The following is a 20,157-nucleotide window of genomic DNA, read 5'->3' on the forward strand; positions in this document are numbered from 1 at the left end:
GCCATATGTCTTTGCTTTCACGATATATTTTCGCGACGACCGAGGCGGTGGTCATGTCGTAGGCCTGGTTGGTTGTTCTGCTGCCGTTCTTCCGGGGATCACGGCACGCGGGCACGTAGGGAAGTGGTATGACGAATATTTCTGTTCCGCTTCCTTACGCTTGTGATCCGTCCGCCCGACGTGCCGTGGCCCTGCGCCCCCACATTGGTGGCAAGGCCTTGGGAAGGCCTTGCTCCAGTTGCGTCAGGCAGGCTTTTCCGGCCCCGGTAGGGTAATGTGCTGCGGCCGGTATTTGGCAAGCGTGAATGCGCGGACGAAGGAACCGATGGCGACACGGATAGAGCCCTGCTTGTTCCGCACCCAGGGGATCACCGAAAGCATGTAGAAGCCGCTGACGATACGCGCCACGATGCCGTTCACCCGCATGCCGCTTTTCAGAACGCCGCCATAGACGACCATCCCGACGATGCCCGTCTGGAAATCCTTCAGGATATTACGGCGTTGCTGATGCGGATCGACCTTCATTTCCTTGAAGGCATCATAGATGGCACCGGTCTCGAACGGACGCGTATGGGTCACCGCAACGCTGTCGATGATCGCAGCCTTGCCCACCGGGTCGTCCATCAGTTGGGTCCAGATATTGTCGATGCCCCAGCCGGTAAAATGCTTCTCGATCACCGGCATGATCTCGCGAAGATAGGCGCTTTTGATGCAGGGCCCCATCGGCTCGATATAGTTGATGTACCGGATCTCGAACGGCGCGCAGCGCAACAGGATCGGGTGCCAGTAATAGCTCTTCGGCGTCAGCGCCGGCTGCGCGATGTAGAGGTCGTATTTCCCGCAGGCAGCAAAGATCCGCTCCACGCCGTCACAACCCATGTCGAGGTCGTCGTCGGGAAAGAAGATGTGATCATAGTGGTCGAGAAGATCGGGATTTTTCTGGAAATAGCGGACGATGCTGTCCCACTTGGTTCCCTTGTCGATATAGACCGGGAAATCACCTTCGCTGAAGGTGCTTATATCGTCGAGATAGGTGCTGAGCTGGATGTCCCAGCTACGGTCCTGGGGAGCCGGGCCGGCCCATTTTTTATGGAGAGATCCCCTGCCCACGCGAGCGAAAACGAGATTGCGGCGGGCAGGCTGTATTGCATCATGCATGGCAGCTCCATTGTCGCTCGTATAAGGCTATTTGTAATGCGGGAAGTATTTCTACGAATAGAAAGCAATTTACGCCGCATTTTTAAGGTGGGCAATAATGCGGCCGTGTAATTCAACATCGAAATCGAGAGAAAAATGAGAATCGGGAAGAATTCGCAACACTTCCATGTGAGGTCGATTCTCGTTTGTCGTGTTATTTGGATTACCTCGGTCGCAGCAGTCTATTCGCGAGCGCGGGCAATGGGAAAGAAGGTAAAAAGTGCCATTCCGACGAAGAGAAGAGCACCGGAGGTGGTGACAAGGAAAGCCATGTCGAACCCGTTATCGCCGTGCTGGATGTAAAAGCCTTCGCGAAAAAGGATCACTACCTGAGTTACCGGATTGGCAAGCAGGACATCCGAGAAGGGGTGCGGCATGTGCGATGGCACGTAAAATACGCCTGACAACAAAAAAAGTGGCCGCATGACGATGTCGAAGATCTTCTGGTAAAGCGGGAACTTGAAGAAAAGTACGGTGTTTCCGAGCGCGACGCCCAATGCAAGGATCCAGGCAAAGGCGATCGCCTCGACAATATTCGCCCATTGTATGTCAATAGGCTGGCTGGTGGTCCACATTGCCCCGTAGATGATAACAAACGTGACGACGCATGAAGTCATCCCTTGTAGAACGAGACGAGCGATAACGGCGTCGAAGGGCGAAACTTTGGGATAGCTCATCAGGCCCTTATTTCCGGCCACCGCCGAGACCAGATATCCCTCCATGCCCTTGTACATGCTGAAAGCCAGGTAGCCGGTAGCATAAAACAGCGTGAAACTGTCACCCTGTGCCGGCAGTCTGCCGAGAGAGCCCATAAGGAAGGACATGATCGCAATAAATGCTACGGGCTCCAGCAGCGCCCAGACGTAACCGCCGGGGCTTCGTCCATAGCGCGTGGCGATCTCGCGGATTACGAACGCCGTAACGATACGGACATGGGTGCTCAGATAGTTCAACGTCGTGCCCTGCCAGGAAACGAAGGGTAGTGGGCCCCGGTAGGAACGACTTGTCTCCTGTTGCCGGGGAATTTATTCTCAATGCCGATCGCGAATATTGTAGAAGATCATCACAGCAACGCCCCACATCAACAGCCCCCCCAGCGTCACCAGGATCGGGTTCAGCAGACGACTGGGATATTGTGCCATTTGCGACAGCGTCGGCTTGATGAAGACGGCCAGATAGCGCTGCTTTGAGCCGGCATCGACGCGTGCTTTCTCGAGCGCGGCAAGCGATGAGGTGTAAGCACGCTCGGCGAATTCGTTCTGCGTCTGGATCGATTCGTAAAGTGCGATACGGCCAGCGACGTCCGTCGCCGAACCTGTGGCTCGCCCGCCCTTTGTAGCAGTACCGGTGCCGAAACGCTGACGTTCCTTGGTGAGCTGGTCCTCAAGGCTGGCGATCTGGGTTCTCATCAGACGCACGCGCGGCGTGTTCTCACCCATCTGGGTAAGCGCCGTCGACAGATCCGTCTTCAGCTTGACGAGTTGTTCTTCGAGGGAGCCGACCAGCTGCGTTGCGAGCTTGGCGCCTTCGACGGGGTCGGCTTCCTGCGCGGCATCCCGATAGCTTCTCAGAGCGGCCCGAGTCTGCGTCAGTCGATCTTCTGCAGTCTGAACCTCGCTCTGCGCTGTTTTCAATACTTCGTCGCGTGCTGTTATCGACAGATCGTTGATCAGTTTTTCGCTCTGCGCAAGAACGAATGTGGCTACCTTTTGGGACATTTCAGGGCTGAACGCCTTGACCTGAAGGTCCATGATGCCTGACGACGAATCGAAATTGACCGTCACCATGCTGCGCCAATAGTTGAGCTTGTCTTCGATCGGCATGCCCGGCGAAATGCCGTAGAAGAAATCGGCGCCCTGGCGGGCAAAGACCTTGTCCATGCCGAAGGCCTCGTCGACCATCTGCACCATGCGTTCGCTGAGGATGAAGTCGACCAGCACATAGGAATCGCCGGCCGTGCTGCCGCTTGAACTCTGGGTAAACATGCCGAGCAGGTCGCCGGAAGGCGCCGCGGTAATGCTGCGCACCGAGAACGAAGAGAAGCTGTGATACTGGTCTGCGGCGATGAAGGCCATATACGTCGTGCTGACCGCCGCCGGTATCGCGACCATGGCGACAAAGCCGCCTACGATTGCCATGTGGCGTGTTTTGAGCGCTTTTAGCCAGCCATATTTGGTCGGCTCAGTGATTGGCACATCAATGGTGACTGCAGGCGCGTCCGGCTGTGCCGGGCGCACAGGCTCGACCGGTTGCACTGTCGCCGGAGCCCGTTGTTCCAGAAGCGATTCCAGGAGCCTCAGATTACGGCTCTTGGGCTGTCCGGTGGACGCAGCGGTGGGAGCCTCAGCAATATGTCTGGCTGATACGGTGTCGGTTGCCGTCTGGTTCACTTCAGTGCCTCTTCATATTGCTTTCATGCACGACGATGGCCTCGTTGATGTCATCGTAATAGGTCATCTGTCCATTTTCCAGCACGATACCCGTCTGGCAGTAGTCGCGCAGCGTGCCGGTACTGTGCGATACCATGATCACATCGGAATTGCTCAGCTTTTCCTTGAAGGTTTGCTGGGATTTCCGCTTGAAGTTGGTGTCGCCGACGGCCGTGATCTCGTCGACGAGGTAATAGTCGAAATTGATGCCCATGCTGACGCCGAACGCCAGTCTCGCCTTCATGCCGGAGGAATAGGTTCGCACTGGGGCGTGGTAGAACTGCCCGAGTTCGGCAAATTCCGCGACATAGGCAACCAGCTCGTCCGTATCCACACCATAGATGCGGGCGACGAAACGGACATTCTGTTCGCCGGAAAGATTGCCCTGGAAACTGCCCTGGAAACCGAGTGGCCAGGAAATCTTGCCTTGCCGGATGATGCGTCCCCGGTCGAGTTCGAGCGTCCCGGCGATGATCTGCAGCAGGGTCGATTTGCCGGCGCCGTTGCGCCCCAGCAACCCAATGCTCTTGCCGCGCGGAAACGTCACCGTCACATTGTCGATGATGGTCTTCCGGACGCCCTTCATGCGCACCTCCTTGAAGGCGCGTTCGAGTTTGATCATCGGTCTCTCAGCCTCGCTTTCGACGTCGTGAAAAGCATCAGCCCCACGAAGATGCAGAGTGCCGCCACGCTCCAGACGTAGAAGCGGTCATAATCTGCCGCCCTGTATTGCGGGTAAAATCCCGTCCTGAATTGCATGACAATATGCGCCAAAGGGTTAAAGAGTATCACATCCTTGGCGATTGGCGGCAATGTGTCGGGAATATAGAATACCCCGGAAACCAGGAAAAGCGGGCGGGTCACGATGCCGAACAGCTTTTCGTAGATGGGGTACATGGTAAACAGCACCGAGTTGGCGAAACCGCCGCCGAGCGCGATGAGGCTTGCGGCAAACATCGCTTCGAGCAGCGGCGGTACGTCGATCACCACCGCGTGGCGGGCCGTGGCGATAATGTAGCCGAGCACGAAGACGGCAACGATGATGGTCGTGGCAAATTGCAGCATATAGCGTGCGGCCATCGTATCGATCGGCGCGACATTCGGATAACTGAGCAGCGCCTTGTTGCCGCTCACGGCACTGTTCAGATAACCCGCCATCGCCTGGTAGAACTGAAACCCGATATAACCGGTCGCAAAGAACAGCGGGAAGCTCGTCCCCAGCGGCGGCATGTGGGCGATCGCCATGAAGATGATCGAGAGAAAGGCGATATGGCTGACGGGATCGAGCAATGCCCAGAGATAACCGCCCGGCTTGGCTCCGAATCGCGTCGACATCTCGCGCATGACAAGCGCGCTGACGACACGAGCGTGAGTGGCTAGGTAGGACAAGCGCGCCTGTAGATCCCAATTGACATACGGAAACCGAAACTGCTTCCAAATTACGTCAATTCCGCGATTGATGCCACTGAAAATGAAGATGATGGCGGCGGGCCGGCCCGGTGCCGGGGAAATCCCGGCTTCCAGATGCACTGACGGCGGGCTTTGCCCGCCGCTCGTCGTTTGCCGTGATTGCGGCTCGGAGACTGTCCGGCTCAGGCGCCGGCCAGCAATTCCTCGCAATAGCTCGGGCCGGTCGCACCCGGGCGGTCGGAGGTGATGGTGATGTCGCGGATCACGTAGCTATCGGAAACCGTGAGCTTCGCCGAGCAGCTGACGCTGGCATTGGAACCATTCTGCAGCTTGATGCGCTTGTAGCCGCCGCGCCAGCTGAAGATCGTGTCCGATCCCGAGGCGGTATCCTCGATCGGCGGGTTGTACTTGGCGAAAAACTCGCCCGCGGGACGGCCGACCCAGCGCTTGTTGATCGGATTGTCGGCGATGCTGACGGTCGTGCAGCTTGCAAGCGCTGCGGTCAGGGCAAGAAGGGTGGTCGATGCGATGAGGCGACGGCTCATGATCCTTGGAAATCCTTTTGACGGTGGTACTGCCGCGGGCAAGGCGGGCTTCGCGTTCCAGCTAGCAGATTTTTTCGCTGCGCCGCGAGATCAATGCTGCACACGGCCATCAAAATCTGCGAGCGCCGCTTTTTTGCAACGGATTCCCGCGTGCTCGTCCACAGGCATCCCCGCAAAATTTCACCTGTCGCATTTTTTTCAAAAACGGGGATTGTCGAAAAAAAAATGCTGTTCTATAGAGGCGCCACTGGTCACGGAGTGTAGCGCAGTCTGGTAGCGCACCACGTTCGGGACGTGGGGGTCGAGTGTTCGAATCACTCCACTCCGACCAGTCGAACCCTTGTGGTGCAAGGGTTTTCATCCCGAAAGACTTCCTCCGCGAAAGCCCTTTTTAAATAAACGGACCGTTTGCGGACCGTTTCGTCATCCGGACGGTTTCCGGACGGCCTCTAGAACGCGTTCGCAGCAGCCTGTTGGAAGTCAGGGCTGGCGTGTGAATAGGTGCGCTCAAACTCTTCCGCCGTCATGCCGAGAGATGCTGCGGCCTGTTCTGTTTCTACTCCGGCCTGCGCAAGCCAAGTCGCGCGAGTGTGGCGCAGAACATGCGGCGTTACGTCATCGCCGAAACCGGCGGCGTCTCGGACGGTCCGAAATGCCTTGTGCGGCTTCGTGATTTTTTCGCCGCGATAGGTAACGGCGTATCGAAGGGTCACGGCATTGCCGGCCTCGTCGATAGCAGTATCCTTCGCCTTCCAATGGTGAAGGAAGCGGAGAAGGCGAGGGGGGATCTTAACAGGTGTGCGACGCTTGTTGTGGGCGACCCTCTCGCCTTCGGCTCTCCGATAGATCACGCCTCGACCGAGATCGATATGGCCGCCGGTCGTGTTCGGCATCCATTGCAGGTTCAACGTCGCCGATAGGCGCGTTCCGGTGTAGAGGCCGATCATGATCAATCGGACAATGTGACGGCAATTCCGCTCTCGCCGCGCGGCGCGCAGCAATTTCGCAATATCCTGGCGCGTGAGCCACTTTTGGCGCGGCGTGCCTTTCTCCGGAAGGCTTACCTTGGGCACCATGTCGAGCGTGTTCTCGGCGTGATAGTAGTTGATTGCCGCGCGGAGAACCTCCAGATCGCGACGGGCGCCGCCTGAATTTTCCCGATCCTCAACGTAGTCCCTATGCGTCTGACCCTTGATCTCGGTCAGCAGCATGTCGGCATAGAAGTCGGCAAGCCGGTCGATCATGGCGTCCGTCTCTTTCGGACGCGCCGTCTTTGGGCTCTTTTCCTCTGCATAAACCATCAGAACGTCTGATACGGTTACCTCAGAGGAACGACTGCTGCGGTGCGGTCGGTACTGCTCGTTGATGTATTCTGCGAGTTTTTCCTGCGCTGCGCCAACATCTGCTTCAGCGCAATCTGTGGCGAAACGCTTTTTTCCGTCCTTGATGAACCATGTGCCTGTGTCTGGTCTGAGCCAGAGGCGGGCCGGTCTTCGCTTTTGCGGCATTTTTCAATCATCCTTTTGATCCCGTTGCGGGTGACAAAGTCCTTGTTGGCAATCTGGATGATCTCCAGATTGCCTTTTGCAGCTTCTGTGCGAAGCGAGGATTTCGTCAAGTGGCCGTGGAAGAACAGCTGCGCGGCCTTAGCCAGTGGGATCGGGTCATCATCGCCGATTTCAGGCATGATCATTTTTCTCCCCCGATGCTTTTCGCAATATCTTTGAGTCGCTCGGCAACTTTCGCATTTATGTGGCTTTCCAAGAGGCGCGCTATTTCCGGATCGATTGGCGCCGAAGATCCAAGGGAGGCTTCAAGTCTTGCTACAATTTCGGAATTCATTGATCTGCCATTCAGTTCGGCAACTCGCTTCAAGCGATCTCTGAGGCCGTCTGGAAGTCTCAGGTGCACACGCTCGGCGTCCTGCCCCCACGGAAGCTTGGCGCGGCGTTCGGAATCAGATGCCATTATTTCGATACCTCTTTGCGTGCAGCGAGCGCTTGGCGGACACCTTCTTCCACGATCGAGCGAATATACTCATCGCCTGATGCGTCGCTCATGCTTACGTTGATCGTGATCGTTCCGTGGGAATTGTAGTGAGCTTGTGCAGCATACTCTGCTTCGGTCGAGCTGAAGCAGTGCCGGGACTTCCCTTCGCAATCTGGAGTAAAGAGTTGGTACCCCGGAAGCACGGATATGATTGTGTAGACACCTTTGTCAGTTACTGCGACCCGCGTAAATGGACCCTCTGGAGTCCACACCAGCGCTATTGGTACATGAACTTGAGTTGGTCCCGGTGGGTCAGGCCGCGAGATCACATTGCTAGGGTACGAGTTGATTCCGCCCTTGCGAACCATTCCCTCACTCACCCGAAAATTCGACGGCACGGCGAGGTTTTTAGCGTCCCAGCACAGGCAGTCATTCGGATGGCGCGGGCAACGCTCATCGGGATCATCAAAGCCTTCGCAATCGTCGACGCTCTTCATGAGAGGAATGAAGTGGGTAGCCCCATGCGATCCGCAATGGACGCATTCGCTCTGCACCCAATGTCGATTACGGACAGGTTTCCAAAGGTGCTTGCCGAGTTTGCAGCGGATTGACTGAAGCAGGCTCATCGGCGGCCCTCCGCCTTCGTTTGCGGGGCGGGGTTCTGTTCATTCGTCATCGGCTTCATCCTCCGCAAACTCTTCGACGCCCCATAGGAGCTTGTGCAGGCGACGATGCTCCGGCGAGCCATCCGCTATCTCTTCGTCGATCCAGCGGATTTCCCCCCACTTGTCTTTCACCACGTATTTCTCGACGTGCCCGGCCCAACCGCCTTCGCTAAGCCAGCTCGCCGTCATGTCGCACATGAGGGTGTTGAACAGGGCGCACACCCAGCCGCGAGGATGGTTCCAAGCCGACTGGAACTGGATCACGACGCCGGCTTCCGTTTCCTCTGCCGTTGGTTCGCCGTAGGCGTCCCATTTCGTTCCCCAGACTTCGCGGGCCGAATTCAGGTGCGTGCCCGGAAAGGCTTTCTCGTGCTCCTGGCCAACCGATCCTGCCCAGAAGTTGAGCGGCAAGGGCAAAAGAACCTCGAAGCTCATCCGGCCATCTTTGTTAAACAGGTGCTGGCGCACGTCGTCGAGCTTGGCGCCATGAAGGACGATTTCATTGATGACGTTATTAGGCATTGGAAGAACCTTTCGCCGCAGCGATGGCAGCATCGATACTCTTGACGACGGCCCACAAAACAAGATTGCGATGGAAGACAGAGACCATGCGCTCTGGATTGGTCTCTCCCCAAGTCTGAAGTCGGCGGTGGATGTCCCGCAATACGCTATCGTCGATGGCCTCTTCCGGGTTCAGATTGGCCACGATCGTGGCCAGCACATGCGGTGAGGGTGGCGCTGCGTTCGCCTTTTTCAGGATGTCATCGCCGTGGCACCGCTTCGGCGCGCAGAAGCAGACGAGATCCTTTCCGGCGAGTGCGCTGACATCGAGGTTCGGCAGGACTTCGCACCGGAAGCGTTCGCAAACCTCGTCACGATCGCCGTCTCGTCCGATGACGAACGGGTTGCCGTATGGCGATCCGCGACCGATGTAGACTGCATCTGCAGGGGCTGTGCGATGATGGCGGTTGTGGAGCTTAGGCATCGTCCTGACCCTCCGTGGGTTCCTGGGGCGGCGCGACCGGTGTGCGGTCAACCGTAGCGATGCTGTCGGTCGCTTTGCCGCCGCCGGCGATATGCTCGTCGAACCATGCGCTGCACTGCTCGGGCGTCAGAGGCTCGCCATCGGCATTGACGAAGCCTTCTGGCTCGTCGATCAGCGCCTGATAGGTTGGCGCGCATTCTCCGCAGAGATCCGTTTCCGGCCCCCACAGGTATGGCTCGCCTTCCTGAATGTGCTTGCCGCATGCCTCGCATGTTGCGATGGCGGTTTCTTCTGGGCTTAGGTCTTCCGCCTTCGTCTGCCGGGCGGGGTCGCAGCGCTGCCGATCGGAAAGGATGGCGCAGGCGATCAGATCGCGAACGTACTCGTATGACCCTCTGCTTTCATGAGGGTCATACACGTGCCCCGCGGCGTCACGTGCCGCTTCCATGATGTCTTCCGGTATGGAGCCACAATTGCCCACCAAATTCGGTGAGGGGGATGGCTCGGCGTCAACCTTACGAAGATCAGAAGGCTTGAAGCCATCCGTTAGCGTGCCGTCTTCCAGCAAGGTGATGCTCGGCGTGAGGATTTCTGAGCCGTACAATCGCTGAAGCTCTATGCCGACAACGACCCCTTCGAAGCGATCATAATGGACAGTAGCATCGCAGATGACCTTATCACCAAGCTTGAACTTGTTGAGGTCAGGGATATCGAACGTTTTGTTTTCGACGGAGAGCTTAAGCATCTGGCTGGCCCTCCGTGGTTCCCGGCATTGGCGGGATCGGCATCCAGTGCGTCGGCGTGAACGAGCATCCTTCCGGCGAAGGGTTCTCACGCCACTTGCCGAACGCGAAGCTGCCGACGAGGATATCGCCGTTCCAATCTGTGGATGTCATGATTAGGTCGCGGCCATCGGTCGGGGCTGTGGCGATTGGTTGCCAGCCCGCCAAATGTCTAGCAGCCAAGCGGGCGAACTTCCGCATACGTTCACACCAGATCGAGTAGTCAGCCGGCGTCATGTACTTCCGATTGTCAAAGTCGCATTCACGCGCAAGCGCTTCAACCTGATCATCGGTATCTATAGGCCAGCCCGTCATTTGTGGTGAGGGTGTCGCCAGACGTAGGGCATCTTCGGCGATGGAGGCTGCAACGCCATAGCCGGCGACCCTGCCCATGTCCTCACCCTGGTAGCCACGTAAAGCGACTATCTGCTCCAAGGCTGCGCGGAACCTGCCTTCCAAATGTTCCTGCGGGGCTGGGCCTGATCCGGTCGGGCCACTGAGAGCATCGCAATATGAGAGGATGGCGGTGATCGCTTCCGGGTTGACCGCCGCGAGGTATCGGGCGTTAGAGTGCGCAGGCTCATCCTGACGCCCGATCCGGTGGACGCCAGCAACGCAAACGTCTCCGGCTTTCACGCGGACAAGATCGCCAGTTGTGTACGACCAAGGGCCGGGAGTGACGCCGGGCAAAGCATTGCGGATATTATCGATCTCGGAAACCGGGATCGTTGGATATGGCGCATCAGTCCCCGTCATTTGTTCCTGGGGCGAGGCGGCCAGCACCTTCCGGATGCTGGCAAGCTCGATGCGGGCGTGTGCCTGCACGTCGTCGAGTGTCATCTCGATATCGTCGGGCAACAACAGCGGATCGCGCGTCAAGCTCTCGATAAAGTCGATGGCCTTTTCCAGTGCAAGTTTGTCGGTCATGATCCGCTCCTCGATTTGATGCTCGGCAACGTGCGATCGTCCCGCAGGGCGCGATAGGCGAAGCGCTGGTTCCAGCGTGAATGGGTAGAAAAGCCGAATGCGTGCTGGCCGATGTTCTGCCGCGCCTGGCGTTCTGCCATCTGAATGCGCAGGGTCATGATGGCGATGTCTCGCCGGCACTGGCCGCTGTTGCGCAGGATGTCCACAAGCAAGCCCCATCCGGGTTCCTCGGCCTTCGACAGGCGGGGCGGCCGCTTCACGACGCGCCATGTGGAACCGTCCCACTCGATGAGGCCGGCCCACGACGGCACATCTAGCTTTGTCAGGAGGCCGGGCGGGGTCACGTAGATGAAGCGGTCGGAGTAGCGTAGCGCGCCTGCCTGCTTCTCTTCGCTGTCCCGCTTGAAGTCCTGCCGGGAAACCTTGATCTCGTAGCTCGTAGCGCGAAATCCGGCGGATCGGGTCGGCTCCAAGGTCCAGAAGTCGATGCGCGTCGTCGAGCCACGAAATGGAACCTCGGTCGCCCAGATCTTGTCGCCGCTGATGGAAACCAGCGCATCAAGGATATGATCGGCGGTGAGGCTCATGGCTGACCCTCCTTGGTGGCCGCTAGCACATCGCGAGCGCGACGAAGGTCGCCAAGGGTAATTTCGTAATTGGTGATGCTGCCGATCACCATCGTTTCGGGGGATGGTGCGCGGCGGTTCCATGTCTCAACCGCCTCGTCGCGGCCAAGTGAAGCTGATGGGCCAGCGTCGCAGTTCTTGCAATGCAGCGCCCATAGCTTGTTGGCATGCTTGGATTGAATGATGAGTGGCTCGCCGCCGCAAAACGGGCAAGGTAAAAGATTATCGGTCATGCTGCCTCACTTTCGGCCGTGAGCCGCTGTTCTGCGATTGCGAAAAATCGGGCGTTCTTCTCGATGCCAATGAATTGCCGGCCGGTGAGCTTGCAAGCCACGCCGGTCGTGCCGCTGCCCATGCAATTGTCGAGAACGACGTCGCCGGGATTGGTGTATGTGCGAATGAAGTATTCCATCATCGCAACCGGCTTCTGGGTCGGGTGCAGTTTCGACCGCTGTTTGTCGCTCGAGAAGAACAGAACACTCCGAGGGTACCGCTCGGTGGAGTCGTAAGGCGCCTTTTTTTCGACGCGTCCATAGTTACTGCTCTGCTTTGCGTTAACTTCGCGAAGAGCCGTCTTTCGCTCGTGGCCGAAAGTCTTTTGCGGGTTATAGGTAGGCAGTCGGCTATAGAAGACGAGCACGTTCTCATGTGCCTTCATTGGCATCTTGCGGGCGTTCAAGTGACCGGTCGCGTTGCCTTTCTCCCAAATCCACTCATAGCGGAGCATGCGAAGGTTCGATGCCCCGAGGGTTTTGTCAAAAGGCGTCTGCGCCGTGAGAACGATGGCGCCACGGCAGATGCGCTTGTAGTGTGTCCAGAGCGCCGGCAGGTGGACTTCAAAGTCCCACTCGTTGCGGGTCGTCTCATAGGGCAGATCGCAGAGGATCATATCGACGCTGGCGTCTTCGATCTCATGCATCAGCTCGAGGCAGTCGCCAAGCATCAGCCTCATTCTGCCACCTCTGTCGAACGAAGAACTTCTTGAGCCTTGGTCATCGCGTTACGGATCGTCGACTGCAGCCTGTTCCCATCGAGAGCTGCAACAATCTCAAGCTCAAAGTCGGTGAACCGCTCGACAGCCTTTCGAAGCGATGAGATCACCTCCTTGTCACCCACCAAATTCGGTTCGTGCGGTGTATTAGCGTCTTGCGGTGCAACCGGTACGTTTGGCGAACGCAAATTCGTCTGGCGGGCGGGGCCAGCCGGCGCGCAAACGAACATCTCGGAAATGCCCGCAGCTCGGCATGCTTCCTTGCAGGCATCGCAGATGTAGGTGTGGCCCTGCAGGTAGATCGACGAGCCTCGCGCACGGTCGCCGGCCTTCGCAAGCGCGACGATTTCGGCATGCCCGACCTGCTGGCAGACCTCCTTGCAGAGGTGGTAGCCTTCGCCGGTCGCCATGCCTTCACGCGGGCAGATTTCCTGCGCATCAAGGCAGTCGTTCTCCCCGATGAAGCTGGCCCCATCAGGCGTGACGATGGTGGCTATCACGCGCTGTTTTGCACATGAGCCTATCATGCTGCGATCCTTCCATAGACTTCGGCCAAGGCGCGCTCCGTGCGGAGGATCGCCAGCCCTATTGCTTCGGGGATTTGCGGGACGACGGCGTCTCCGAACGCTTCGACGATGAGACTTGCTGCAGAAGTCCCTTTTGGAGTGCCGAGCGCAATGCGCGTGCCAGCCACCCAGGCGGAAAGCCCATCATCCAGTTGTAGGTGACTGGCAAGCTCATCGATTGACCAGTCAGCCCGCCATTCTGCAGGGTTGCCGCGATCTCCCGGGCGTACTGCCATTTGTCGGACGCTCGATCCGTCATCGCTCCGTCCAGCACCGCGTCCATCGTCGGTGATTTCCGCTTGTCGTAGGCTGGCGACCATGCATCCATCCGCTTGTCCCGCTTGGTCGGCGTCGGAAGGGTCTCGAATTTCGATGCTCCGTCCATCAGCGCATCTAGTTTCGGCGATCGACGACGGGAATACGCCTCCGACCACGGCTCCATTTTCCGGTCGTTCTTCACCGGCGTAGGGAGCATCGCTGTCTCCGACAGGATCTTCCGAAACGGATAGGTCGATCCGGCTCCGCCGCCCGCTCCATCCTTCATGCCGTCCGACGCCATAGGGGTCGGAAGCATCTGGAATGCATGTTTCAGCATGTTCGGCGTGTCGATCTGGGCTTTGGCGCCATTGGCCCGCTTTCCAGTCTCGATTGCTTCCACCGTGAGCGAACGACCACCATTCGGTTTTACCGGGGTCGGCAACCTGTTCGAGGTCGCATCCGATGAGCCAGCATCTGGGTCGCTCGTGATTTGCTCCGATGTCGCCAGCACGAACCACGAACGACCAGCAGGCGTAGCCGAGTGCTTCCAGCGCAGCGAGGACGGCGTCAGCGCCCCGAGTTCGGAGATTAGAGCTGTTTTCAAAAGCGAACCAACGAGGGCGGCATTCTCCGACGAGGCGGACGGCGTCGAAGTAGAGGCCGCTGCGCTCACCTTCGACGCCTTTACCTTTGGTGTTGGCGCTGCTGATGTCTTGGCACGGCGGGCTGCCGACGATGACGTCGGGTAGACCGTGACCATCCCGAACAAGTCTATCTGCTGAAAGGGTTCGGACGTCATCGTAAACCGGCACTCCCGGGTTGTTCTGGGAATAGAGGGCGCGCCGCCATTCGACGAACTCGCAAGCGGCCATGGTTGTGAAGCCGGCGCGGTGCATGCCGAGCGACCAGCCGCCCGCCGCGGCGCTGAAAAGATCGAGGACGCGGATCATTCTGCCAAGCTCTCTTGCTCGGCATCCGAGATCGGAGCTGCGTCTATCATGTCCGTCCAGACTTGTTCCGGCAGTGGAGACCATCTTTTGCCGGCCTCGACCATCTCGGGCGAAGGTTTAAACGGGACCAATGCCCATCCGTCCGGCACCCGCAAATGTGCCGGCGGCGCTGGCGCGAGGTCATCTAGGATCGAGATGACGTCAGCGGCGCGGTATTCTTCGCCTCCATCAGCAAGGTCGTACTTCACAAGCCAAGACAAGACGGCATCCGCGATACGCTGGCCTTCCGTGTTGAACGGAAAGTTCGGCGCAGAATTGATGATCTCAGCCGGAAAGGTATCTCGGAAAGCCTTAGCGGACTTGATCTCTGCGAAATGCAGCGTGATTGAATTGCCCTGATAGTTGACGGAGAATACGTCCTGCGGCCCCGTCGTTTGTGGTAAGGGCGGCTGGCGGCACTCCAAGGCAGCAATGATCTCTTCGAGTTCATCGCCGTCGAACGTTGCTTCGTTGTCAAATGACGATCCGAAGCGCTCCCGCATCATCTCGATCAGGTAGGCTGCTGGCGTTGCCTTCGTCGTTTGTGGTGACGGTGGAGGGCTGAGCGCCTGCGCCAGGGCGTGCAGGATGACTGGAACGTCACGGGCGCTGGCGACGTAATGAGAAGCTGTAAGAGACTTTCTTACCCGCCGCTGGACCCGTTCAAGGTCTCTCATGTCCACGCCAAAATCGGCGATTTTCGGTCTTTCAGCCATTGGTCTGGCCCTCCTTGGTGTCTGGCGAGAGACCGGGCAGCGGTCCGCGACCGTGCCGGGTGGCACGTTTGGCGCGAATGCGGGCGATAGTCTCCGGTTGCTGCAGCTTGGTAAGGTCGGCCTCGGCTGCAGCCGTTACGTCGATGCCCGCGACGACGCCCAAGGAATACGCCGTGAGCACCATGGAGCCGATTTCCTTGGACGGATCGCCAACTGGCCGGCTGAAGGTGTAATCGACAAGCTGGTGAGCTTCATCGGCCGTCATTCCGAAAGCCTGCGCTGTCTCCAATGCCTCTTCAAAGTTCCGATCGCGGCGTTCGGCAATATCGGTCGGGTCGCCGTCGAAGAGATCTATGTGGGCCGCTGCAACGCGCTCTTGAAATCCCACCATTTGCGTCGCAGGAGCGGGTGTAATTAAGTCAACGCGCACAAACTCGACGGCCTCGTCGCCCCATACGTTGTCCTGGCACCAGCATCGGTCCGGAGCGCCTGGCGGCTCAAGCCAAATGCGCTCGTGTTCAGTCGGGAGGAGGTGACAAGCCTCCTCCCTAGCCGTCCTTCCGGTTATGGTTTCGTTTCCCGGCGACGGCTTATCTGTTGAATTCTCTGTCATCGTGTGCGCCTCCAGGCGTCAAAGTCGCCGCGCAGATTTTGCCAACGGGCAGCTGCGGCAGGATCCTCGTTCAATTCCTTCATGCTGCTGATGCCGAGCACCGAGCGGACGCGGGTCTTGATCCGTTCGGCGTCGGCGGCGTCCTGTAGCTGATGGGCTTCCATCAGGTAGACGGAGAACAGCCGGTCATTCTGGCACTTCATGGCGCATTCGGCGGCGAAGTCTTTCGGCTTGTTTTCCTTGGGTTTTAGCCTGCGGATTTCCTCGAAGGACCGCTCGCAGAGTGCGACCAGCGCTCGAACCAGCATCGGGGCCTTGCTCATCAAGAGCCGGTCGTCGTAGCTGCAATCGGGTGTGAGGTGTGCGATCGGGATGATCTCGCCCGTCGACATATCGCGCGCACAGATCTCCGGGCGTCCATCCTTCTGATCGAAGCTGACCGTCCATTCCTCACTGGCAAGGCCGGCGAGTTGCTTGGCTTCCGGATAAAGCTTGCGCGCGGTCTCGATATTCACTCAACCCTCCATGCGCTTCATGTGCATCGACAGAAGCAGCTGGCGCAGCGGCATGGTTTCGTTGCGGCATCCGTCCAGCGTCAGGGCGTGGAAGAGCGCGGCCTGTAGCGCTATGCAGCCTTCGGTAATGGCGCTGTTGCCGACAGGCTCGGTTGCGAGCATGCCGAAATGACCGGTAGCCTCATGCAGGCGGCGGGCGATCTCGCGGAGCTCGCGCTCGAAGTGATCCTCGGTCAGCTGCGGAAGGTTCTTTTCGCGCGGATCGACCGGGCGCGGCTTCGGACGAACCGGAAAACGATGGATGGTCGCGGTCATACGATCTCCCATCCGTAACGGGTTTCGAGTTCGGCAACGCGCTGGCCGGCGATGGCAGTTGCTCCGAGCAAGGCAATCGCCAGGGCTATGAATGCACCGATCAAGACGCCGCGCGATGGCTTATGCTCCGCGCGCGTCTTCCCGGCGCCCATAACGCGTATCTCGATGGGCTTTTCGTCCGGCTTGACGAGCCGGAGATGGGGATGGGCGCGGCCGGATCGAATGACAGCGAGAGACCGGCGAAGCCGCTCCGCGTGGATCTCGTCGATCGCCTGCAAGGCAACCTCGGGCGTGTCGCCCCAACGATTGCGGCAAGCAAGGTCAACGTACCACTCGGCCAGAGCGGCATCCAACTGCTCGTCTGTCAGAGACGACAGTGGTTTTGGGTGTAATTGTGCGATTGCGGCTGACATAATGGCCTCCGATCAGGTTCGGATGCCGGTCGGTGTGATCGCTCTCGGCGGAGAGCCCGACCGGTCACCGAAACCGATCAAGCTGCCCGTCGATCGCTTTCGCGGGCATAGATTTCCGCAGCGCGCTGGATCGTGGCTTCGGAAAGCTGGTCATCCTTGTAGCCGAGAGCCTTGAAGTCGGCCTTGGTCATGCCTGTGCCGCGCTCGCGCTGGATCTGTGCCAGCTCGTTGGCAATGTTGCGGCCAATTACCGAGTTATGCTGTTTCATGGGGTTCTTCATCCGTTTGCTTGGCCGGATGGCTGACGCGCACAGGGCATTGACGCGTCAGCCTGCCGGAGGGCAATCCAAGCTCCGTGCGGCTTGGATGGAGCCAAAGTTAAGTGATACTGAAATTTATGGCAAGAGAAAAATTCAGTGTGAGTGAAGTTGGCTCGCGAGCATCAGCGAGACTTGAGCGCATTGCGAATCAAATCGGCTTTAATCCGAGCGTTTTTGAAGTTTCTCTAAGCGCTCTAGGAGCTCTTCTTGCTTCCTGCCTCTGGCTACCTTTTGGCCAGCAAATCTCTGAAGGAGAGCTAATTCTTCATCTATCCGCTTCTGTTTGCGGTAAAGCATAGCTAAAGGGAGGAACGTTCTGGCTGTAACCCCTAAGCCGGCGCGCTCTTCGGCGAGGATCGCCGCTAGAAGGTCTTTCTCGATGTCTCCACCAGCTTCGCCCGAGACGGCGATCTGTTTGCTGAGTGGTTCGGGCTTCGGTTTATATCTACCGTAATCAGAAGAGGGCCCGAGGATTTGATATTCTATATCGACAAAACCATCGCGGCCAACATATGTCTTTAACAGTCGGGGATTGACGGAATGAGTGAGCTGCGTTTCCGATAGGCGTGCTGCCACTTCCCTTGGTACGTAACCTAAAAGGGCTTGCTTTGAAAAAAGCCAACCTTTCCAGGTAGCGATGACAGCGATGGCGTTGGGATCGTGCTTATTGTTTGGCTCTGGCCGGAAAGAGAGAGACCGGTTTTTACCTTTACAGAAGGCGGCCCCATCACTCTTTCTCCGAGATAGCCCCATTACTTCTAGGCGAGGCTCATATATACGCATATCAGCCGGAATAGGCTGGCCATGAAGATGAAATTCCTTACGCCAGCCGCTCATATCTACCTGTCTGTTCCGGTCTTCATCAGGTAGTTTGCATAATCGACGATCTGCTGTCGCGTTGCCTCCGGCGCTTTTTGAAGAGTGTCCAGGATCGACCATGGTGCATCGTGATCTAGAGGATTACGCATGAGCAAGTCGCCCGGCTTACAGCTAAGTGCCTCCGCAATTGCCTCTAACGTTGAATCTGTAAACCCTTGCAACCCCCGCTCTAGCTGCGAGATGCTCGAAGTTGAAACGCCGACCCTTTCGGCAAGGTCCTCTTGCGTCAAGCCCCTGTGTTTCCGCCACTCTTTGAAGAAATAGCGGGCCTTTGGCTTTTTGAAGTTTGGTTTGACCTTTTTCATATCGTTGATCTTGTGCTTGTTGCGGAATAAGCGCCACGGTCCCGCACTGAAAATTTCAGCTTGACTTAACTTCAGTGTGGCTGAATATTGCCGCTCATGGAAAAGCTCATCGCATGGCTAGACGAAGAACGAGGACGCAGGGTGTTTCTTGCCAACGAGCTTGGCGTTGAACCATCTGCTATATCTCAGTGGAGAGTGATCCCGCCTGGACGCGTTTTATCGGTCGAGCGAGTAACCAAAATATCTCGTCATCACCTTCGTCCCGACCTGTATGGGCCTGTGACAGAGGCTGCCGAATGATGCGCCTCCTCTCCATTCCCCGTGGCGTCGGCTCTTCCTCCCTGCCGTTCGCCGCTCACCGCGCGGCGCCTGTACTGCGTTCGCGACGCGCGGCAACTCGGCCGGGACAGACCCTGTCTGGCGGACCGTCCCGGCCGATTGCTTTCCTGATGTATGCATGTCGGCCTCCATGAGTTGATGGCCGCACCATAGGCGGGCCTTCGCTCGACCTCACGGAATCCATTTCAGTCTTCTTTTTCCTTGACCAACTCAGGGCCGAATTCGTGCGCGCTATTTCAGACATCAATGCTTCCATCATCAAGGCAGCGACCGCTGCGGCTTACGAGGCCATGGGCGGCGTCAGCCGTGCGGCCGAAGCTCTTGGCGTCGCATCGTCGACGCTGACGAAATATGCGTCACCATCCGACGAGTGGCGTGAAAGCTTTATTCGGCTGGATCTTGCCGTCGAACTCGACCGCCGCTGCGAGCATCCTTTTCTGCTTTCCGCCATGACGCGGATCGTCAAGGATGAGAAGCCGGCGAGCTTCGGCGCTGTCACCGCAAGTGCAATTCTCAAGCTGGATGGCGTGCTCGACGATGTCGTTCGGGCTGTCGCCTCCGCGATCGAAGACAATCACATCGATGCTGCCGAGCGCCTGGCGATCCGCAACCGGATCGTCGCGGCCAAGCAATATCTCGCCAGCCTCGACGCCATGATGATCGGAGGAGTTGATGGCGGAAGGACCTAAGACAGATTCCGAGACGATCGCGGCACTGTGCCTGATGCTGCCGGATGATCCGATGCGGGCGGTCGATATCGCGACCGTGGCATGTGCTGCGGCGGTGCTGACTGCCGGCGTCGACGATGAAACGGCGGTGGTGGGGCTCAAGGTGGCGCTGGCGGGAATGCGTGACGGCGGCTTTGGACAGGAGCGGCACTGATGGCGGTCTATGTCGACGCTTCGTCCTATCGCATTGGCCGCATGATGATGTGCCACATGGCGGCGGATACGCTTGATGAGCTGCACGGCATGGCCGACCGGCTGGGCGTAAAGCGCTGGTTCCAGAACAAGCCGGGTGCTCCGCACTATGACATATGCAAGGCCAATCGGGCGAAGGCTGTCCGGTTTGGTGCGGTCGAAGTTTCTCGCCGCGTACTCCTGAAAAAAGCTCAGGGGTGCGCGGCATGAGCGTTTTTGAACATCCGATGAGCCAAAAGCTCTTTGATCAGATCGACGCCGCACATCGTCGCAATCCACGTGTGGTGACACTCCATTATCGGGCTGAGGCTTCATGTGAGCCCGGACAAGGGGCGATCTGCCGGGATCGTGACACCTATGATTTCTACGTCAACGAAATGATTGAACGCGGCATCTGCTGGCGTGATCCGCACGCGCGGAGGCTGTCATGAGCGATATTTTAGTTCGCGACCAGTCCGACCTT

At 58.2% G+C, this 20,157-nt stretch carries 32 protein-coding genes and 1 tRNA gene; 6 read left to right on the plus strand and 27 right to left on the minus strand.

The window, feature by feature from the left end:
* Nucleotides 1-243: 243 nt before the first annotated feature.
* The 6 genes from NCHU2750_RS02940 to NCHU2750_RS02965 form a co-directional block, all read right to left on the minus strand.
* Nucleotides 244-1,158, minus strand: a complete 915-nt coding sequence (locus NCHU2750_RS02940; protein ID WP_119939091.1) for a DUF707 domain-containing protein — start codon at nucleotides 1,156-1,158, stop codon at nucleotides 244-246.
* A 221-nt stretch (nucleotides 1,159-1,379) separates the two neighbouring features.
* A complete protein-coding gene (locus tag NCHU2750_RS02945; RefSeq protein ID WP_162939458.1) occupies nucleotides 1,380-2,150 on the minus strand; it encodes an ABC transporter permease in 771 nt (256 codons plus the stop codon).
* A gap of 78 nt (nucleotides 2,151-2,228) precedes the next feature.
* A complete protein-coding gene (locus tag NCHU2750_RS02950; protein ID WP_245480317.1) occupies nucleotides 2,229-3,335 on the minus strand; it encodes a KpsE/RkpR family capsule polysaccharide export protein in 1,107 nt (368 codons plus the stop codon).
* Between the two features lie 253 nt (nucleotides 3,336-3,588).
* On the minus strand, nucleotides 3,589-4,248 hold the full coding sequence (locus tag NCHU2750_RS02955; RefSeq protein ID WP_119939094.1) for an ABC transporter ATP-binding protein: 660 nt from the start codon (nucleotides 4,246-4,248) through the stop codon (nucleotides 3,589-3,591).
* Complete coding sequence (locus NCHU2750_RS02960) at nucleotides 4,245-5,015, minus strand: ABC transporter permease (protein ID WP_119942873.1); 771 nt, start codon at nucleotides 5,013-5,015, stop codon at nucleotides 4,245-4,247. The genes NCHU2750_RS02955 and NCHU2750_RS02960 overlap by 4 nt, the downstream gene beginning before the upstream one ends.
* A gap of 203 nt (nucleotides 5,016-5,218) precedes the next feature.
* The gene (locus tag NCHU2750_RS02965) at nucleotides 5,219-5,581 is read right to left on the minus strand and encodes a hypothetical protein (RefSeq protein WP_119939095.1); all 363 of its coding nucleotides are present in this window, start codon (nucleotides 5,579-5,581) and stop codon (nucleotides 5,219-5,221) included.
* A gap of 254 nt (nucleotides 5,582-5,835) precedes the next feature.
* Between NCHU2750_RS02965 and NCHU2750_RS02970 the strand changes: the two genes are divergently transcribed.
* Nucleotides 5,836-5,912, plus strand: a tRNA-Pro gene (locus NCHU2750_RS02970).
* Between the two features lie 118 nt (nucleotides 5,913-6,030).
* On the opposite strand, the gene NCHU2750_RS02975 is transcribed toward NCHU2750_RS02970, so the two are convergent.
* The 21 genes from NCHU2750_RS02975 to NCHU2750_RS03070 all read right to left on the minus strand — a co-directional run bounded on the left by NCHU2750_RS02975 (nucleotide 6,031) and on the right by NCHU2750_RS03070 (nucleotide 18,435).
* Entirely contained in the window at nucleotides 6,031-6,825 is a 795-nt protein-coding gene (locus NCHU2750_RS02975) for a tyrosine-type recombinase/integrase (RefSeq protein WP_119942875.1), read from the minus strand.
* Between the two features lie 74 nt (nucleotides 6,826-6,899).
* Complete coding sequence (locus NCHU2750_RS02980) at nucleotides 6,900-7,268, minus strand: hypothetical protein (protein WP_245480318.1); 369 nt, start codon at nucleotides 7,266-7,268, stop codon at nucleotides 6,900-6,902.
* A 2-nt stretch (nucleotides 7,269-7,270) separates the two neighbouring features.
* Nucleotides 7,271-7,549, minus strand: coding sequence for an Arc family DNA-binding protein (locus NCHU2750_RS02985; RefSeq protein WP_119939097.1), 279 nt, complete (start codon nucleotides 7,547-7,549; stop codon nucleotides 7,271-7,273).
* The gene (locus NCHU2750_RS30305; RefSeq protein WP_162939459.1) at nucleotides 7,549-8,196 is read right to left on the minus strand and encodes a hypothetical protein; all 648 of its coding nucleotides are present in this window, start codon (nucleotides 8,194-8,196) and stop codon (nucleotides 7,549-7,551) included. Before NCHU2750_RS30305 ends, NCHU2750_RS02985 begins: the two co-directional genes overlap by 1 nt.
* A 39-nt stretch (nucleotides 8,197-8,235) precedes the next feature.
* On the minus strand, nucleotides 8,236-8,757 hold the full coding sequence (locus NCHU2750_RS02990; RefSeq protein WP_119939098.1) for a hypothetical protein: 522 nt from the start codon (nucleotides 8,755-8,757) through the stop codon (nucleotides 8,236-8,238).
* Nucleotides 8,750-9,220, minus strand: a complete 471-nt coding sequence (locus tag NCHU2750_RS02995; protein ID WP_119939099.1) for a DUF4326 domain-containing protein — start codon at nucleotides 9,218-9,220, stop codon at nucleotides 8,750-8,752. The genes NCHU2750_RS02990 and NCHU2750_RS02995 overlap by 8 nt, the downstream gene beginning before the upstream one ends.
* Nucleotides 9,213-9,965 (minus strand): hypothetical protein, encoded by a 753-nt coding sequence (locus NCHU2750_RS03000; RefSeq protein WP_119939100.1) that lies wholly within the window; start codon nucleotides 9,963-9,965, stop codon nucleotides 9,213-9,215. The genes NCHU2750_RS02995 and NCHU2750_RS03000 overlap by 8 nt, the downstream gene beginning before the upstream one ends.
* On the minus strand, nucleotides 9,958-10,929 hold the full coding sequence (locus tag NCHU2750_RS03005) for a hypothetical protein (RefSeq protein WP_119939101.1): 972 nt from the start codon (nucleotides 10,927-10,929) through the stop codon (nucleotides 9,958-9,960). Before NCHU2750_RS03005 ends, NCHU2750_RS03000 begins: the two co-directional genes overlap by 8 nt.
* Nucleotides 10,926-11,516: a hypothetical protein gene (locus tag NCHU2750_RS03010; RefSeq protein WP_119939102.1), complete on the minus strand. Its 591-nt coding sequence runs from the start codon at nucleotides 11,514-11,516 to the stop codon at nucleotides 10,926-10,928. The genes NCHU2750_RS03005 and NCHU2750_RS03010 overlap by 4 nt, the downstream gene beginning before the upstream one ends.
* Complete coding sequence (locus tag NCHU2750_RS03015; RefSeq protein ID WP_119939103.1) at nucleotides 11,513-11,788, minus strand: Lar family restriction alleviation protein; 276 nt, start codon at nucleotides 11,786-11,788, stop codon at nucleotides 11,513-11,515. Before NCHU2750_RS03015 ends, NCHU2750_RS03010 begins: the two co-directional genes overlap by 4 nt.
* Entirely contained in the window at nucleotides 11,785-12,507 is a 723-nt protein-coding gene (locus NCHU2750_RS03020; protein WP_205583872.1) for a DNA-methyltransferase, read from the minus strand. The genes NCHU2750_RS03015 and NCHU2750_RS03020 overlap by 4 nt, the downstream gene beginning before the upstream one ends.
* Nucleotides 12,504-13,046 (minus strand): hypothetical protein, encoded by a 543-nt coding sequence (locus NCHU2750_RS03025; protein WP_162939460.1) that lies wholly within the window; start codon nucleotides 13,044-13,046, stop codon nucleotides 12,504-12,506. The genes NCHU2750_RS03020 and NCHU2750_RS03025 overlap by 4 nt, the downstream gene beginning before the upstream one ends.
* A gap of 23 nt (nucleotides 13,047-13,069) precedes the next feature.
* Nucleotides 13,070-14,404 (minus strand): DNA cytosine methyltransferase, encoded by a 1,335-nt coding sequence (locus tag NCHU2750_RS03030; protein ID WP_502703815.1) that lies wholly within the window; start codon nucleotides 14,402-14,404, stop codon nucleotides 13,070-13,072.
* Nucleotides 14,317-15,075: a hypothetical protein gene (locus NCHU2750_RS03035; protein WP_119939107.1), complete on the minus strand. Its 759-nt coding sequence runs from the start codon at nucleotides 15,073-15,075 to the stop codon at nucleotides 14,317-14,319. The genes NCHU2750_RS03030 and NCHU2750_RS03035 overlap by 88 nt, the downstream gene beginning before the upstream one ends.
* Nucleotides 15,068-15,688, minus strand: a complete 621-nt coding sequence (locus tag NCHU2750_RS30310) for a hypothetical protein (RefSeq protein WP_162939461.1) — start codon at nucleotides 15,686-15,688, stop codon at nucleotides 15,068-15,070. The genes NCHU2750_RS03035 and NCHU2750_RS30310 overlap by 8 nt, the downstream gene beginning before the upstream one ends.
* On the minus strand, nucleotides 15,685-16,203 hold the full coding sequence (locus NCHU2750_RS03045) for a hypothetical protein (protein WP_119939109.1): 519 nt from the start codon (nucleotides 16,201-16,203) through the stop codon (nucleotides 15,685-15,687). Before NCHU2750_RS03045 ends, NCHU2750_RS30310 begins: the two co-directional genes overlap by 4 nt.
* The gene (locus tag NCHU2750_RS03050) at nucleotides 16,204-16,518 is read right to left on the minus strand and encodes a hypothetical protein (protein WP_119939110.1); all 315 of its coding nucleotides are present in this window, start codon (nucleotides 16,516-16,518) and stop codon (nucleotides 16,204-16,206) included.
* Nucleotides 16,515-16,931, minus strand: coding sequence for a hypothetical protein (locus tag NCHU2750_RS03055; protein WP_119939111.1), 417 nt, complete (start codon nucleotides 16,929-16,931; stop codon nucleotides 16,515-16,517). Before NCHU2750_RS03055 ends, NCHU2750_RS03050 begins: the two co-directional genes overlap by 4 nt.
* Nucleotides 16,932-17,008: 77 nt before the next feature.
* A complete protein-coding gene (locus tag NCHU2750_RS03060; RefSeq protein ID WP_119939112.1) occupies nucleotides 17,009-17,200 on the minus strand; it encodes a hypothetical protein in 192 nt (63 codons plus the stop codon).
* Between the two features lie 210 nt (nucleotides 17,201-17,410).
* Nucleotides 17,411-18,088 (minus strand): HIRAN domain-containing protein, encoded by a 678-nt coding sequence (locus tag NCHU2750_RS03065; protein ID WP_162939462.1) that lies wholly within the window; start codon nucleotides 18,086-18,088, stop codon nucleotides 17,411-17,413.
* Nucleotides 18,089-18,090: 2 nt separating this feature from the next.
* Nucleotides 18,091-18,435, minus strand: a complete 345-nt coding sequence (locus tag NCHU2750_RS03070) for a helix-turn-helix domain-containing protein (RefSeq protein WP_119939114.1) — start codon at nucleotides 18,433-18,435, stop codon at nucleotides 18,091-18,093.
* Nucleotides 18,436-18,531: 96 nt separating this feature from the next.
* Here NCHU2750_RS03070 and NCHU2750_RS03075 point away from each other — a divergent pair, with 96 nt between their 5' ends.
* The 5 genes from NCHU2750_RS03075 to NCHU2750_RS03095 all read left to right on the plus strand — a co-directional run bounded on the left by NCHU2750_RS03075 (nucleotide 18,532) and on the right by NCHU2750_RS03095 (nucleotide 20,125).
* Nucleotides 18,532-18,735: a transcriptional regulator gene (locus tag NCHU2750_RS03075; protein ID WP_119939115.1), complete on the plus strand. Its 204-nt coding sequence runs from the start codon at nucleotides 18,532-18,534 to the stop codon at nucleotides 18,733-18,735.
* Between the two features lie 263 nt (nucleotides 18,736-18,998).
* Nucleotides 18,999-19,463, plus strand: a complete 465-nt coding sequence (locus NCHU2750_RS03080; protein WP_119939116.1) for a hypothetical protein — start codon at nucleotides 18,999-19,001, stop codon at nucleotides 19,461-19,463.
* Complete coding sequence (locus tag NCHU2750_RS03085) at nucleotides 19,447-19,656, plus strand: hypothetical protein (RefSeq protein WP_119939117.1); 210 nt, start codon at nucleotides 19,447-19,449, stop codon at nucleotides 19,654-19,656. The genes NCHU2750_RS03080 and NCHU2750_RS03085 overlap by 17 nt, the downstream gene beginning before the upstream one ends.
* On the plus strand, nucleotides 19,656-19,904 hold the full coding sequence (locus NCHU2750_RS03090; RefSeq protein ID WP_119939118.1) for a DUF4031 domain-containing protein: 249 nt from the start codon (nucleotides 19,656-19,658) through the stop codon (nucleotides 19,902-19,904). Before NCHU2750_RS03085 ends, NCHU2750_RS03090 begins: the two co-directional genes overlap by 1 nt.
* Complete coding sequence (locus NCHU2750_RS03095) at nucleotides 19,901-20,125, plus strand: hypothetical protein (protein ID WP_119939119.1); 225 nt, start codon at nucleotides 19,901-19,903, stop codon at nucleotides 20,123-20,125. The genes NCHU2750_RS03090 and NCHU2750_RS03095 overlap by 4 nt, the downstream gene beginning before the upstream one ends.
* Nucleotides 20,126-20,157 lie beyond the last annotated feature (32 nt).

Source organism: Neorhizobium sp. NCHU2750, assembly GCF_003597675.1.
Classification (GTDB): domain Bacteria; phylum Pseudomonadota; class Alphaproteobacteria; order Rhizobiales; family Rhizobiaceae; genus Neorhizobium.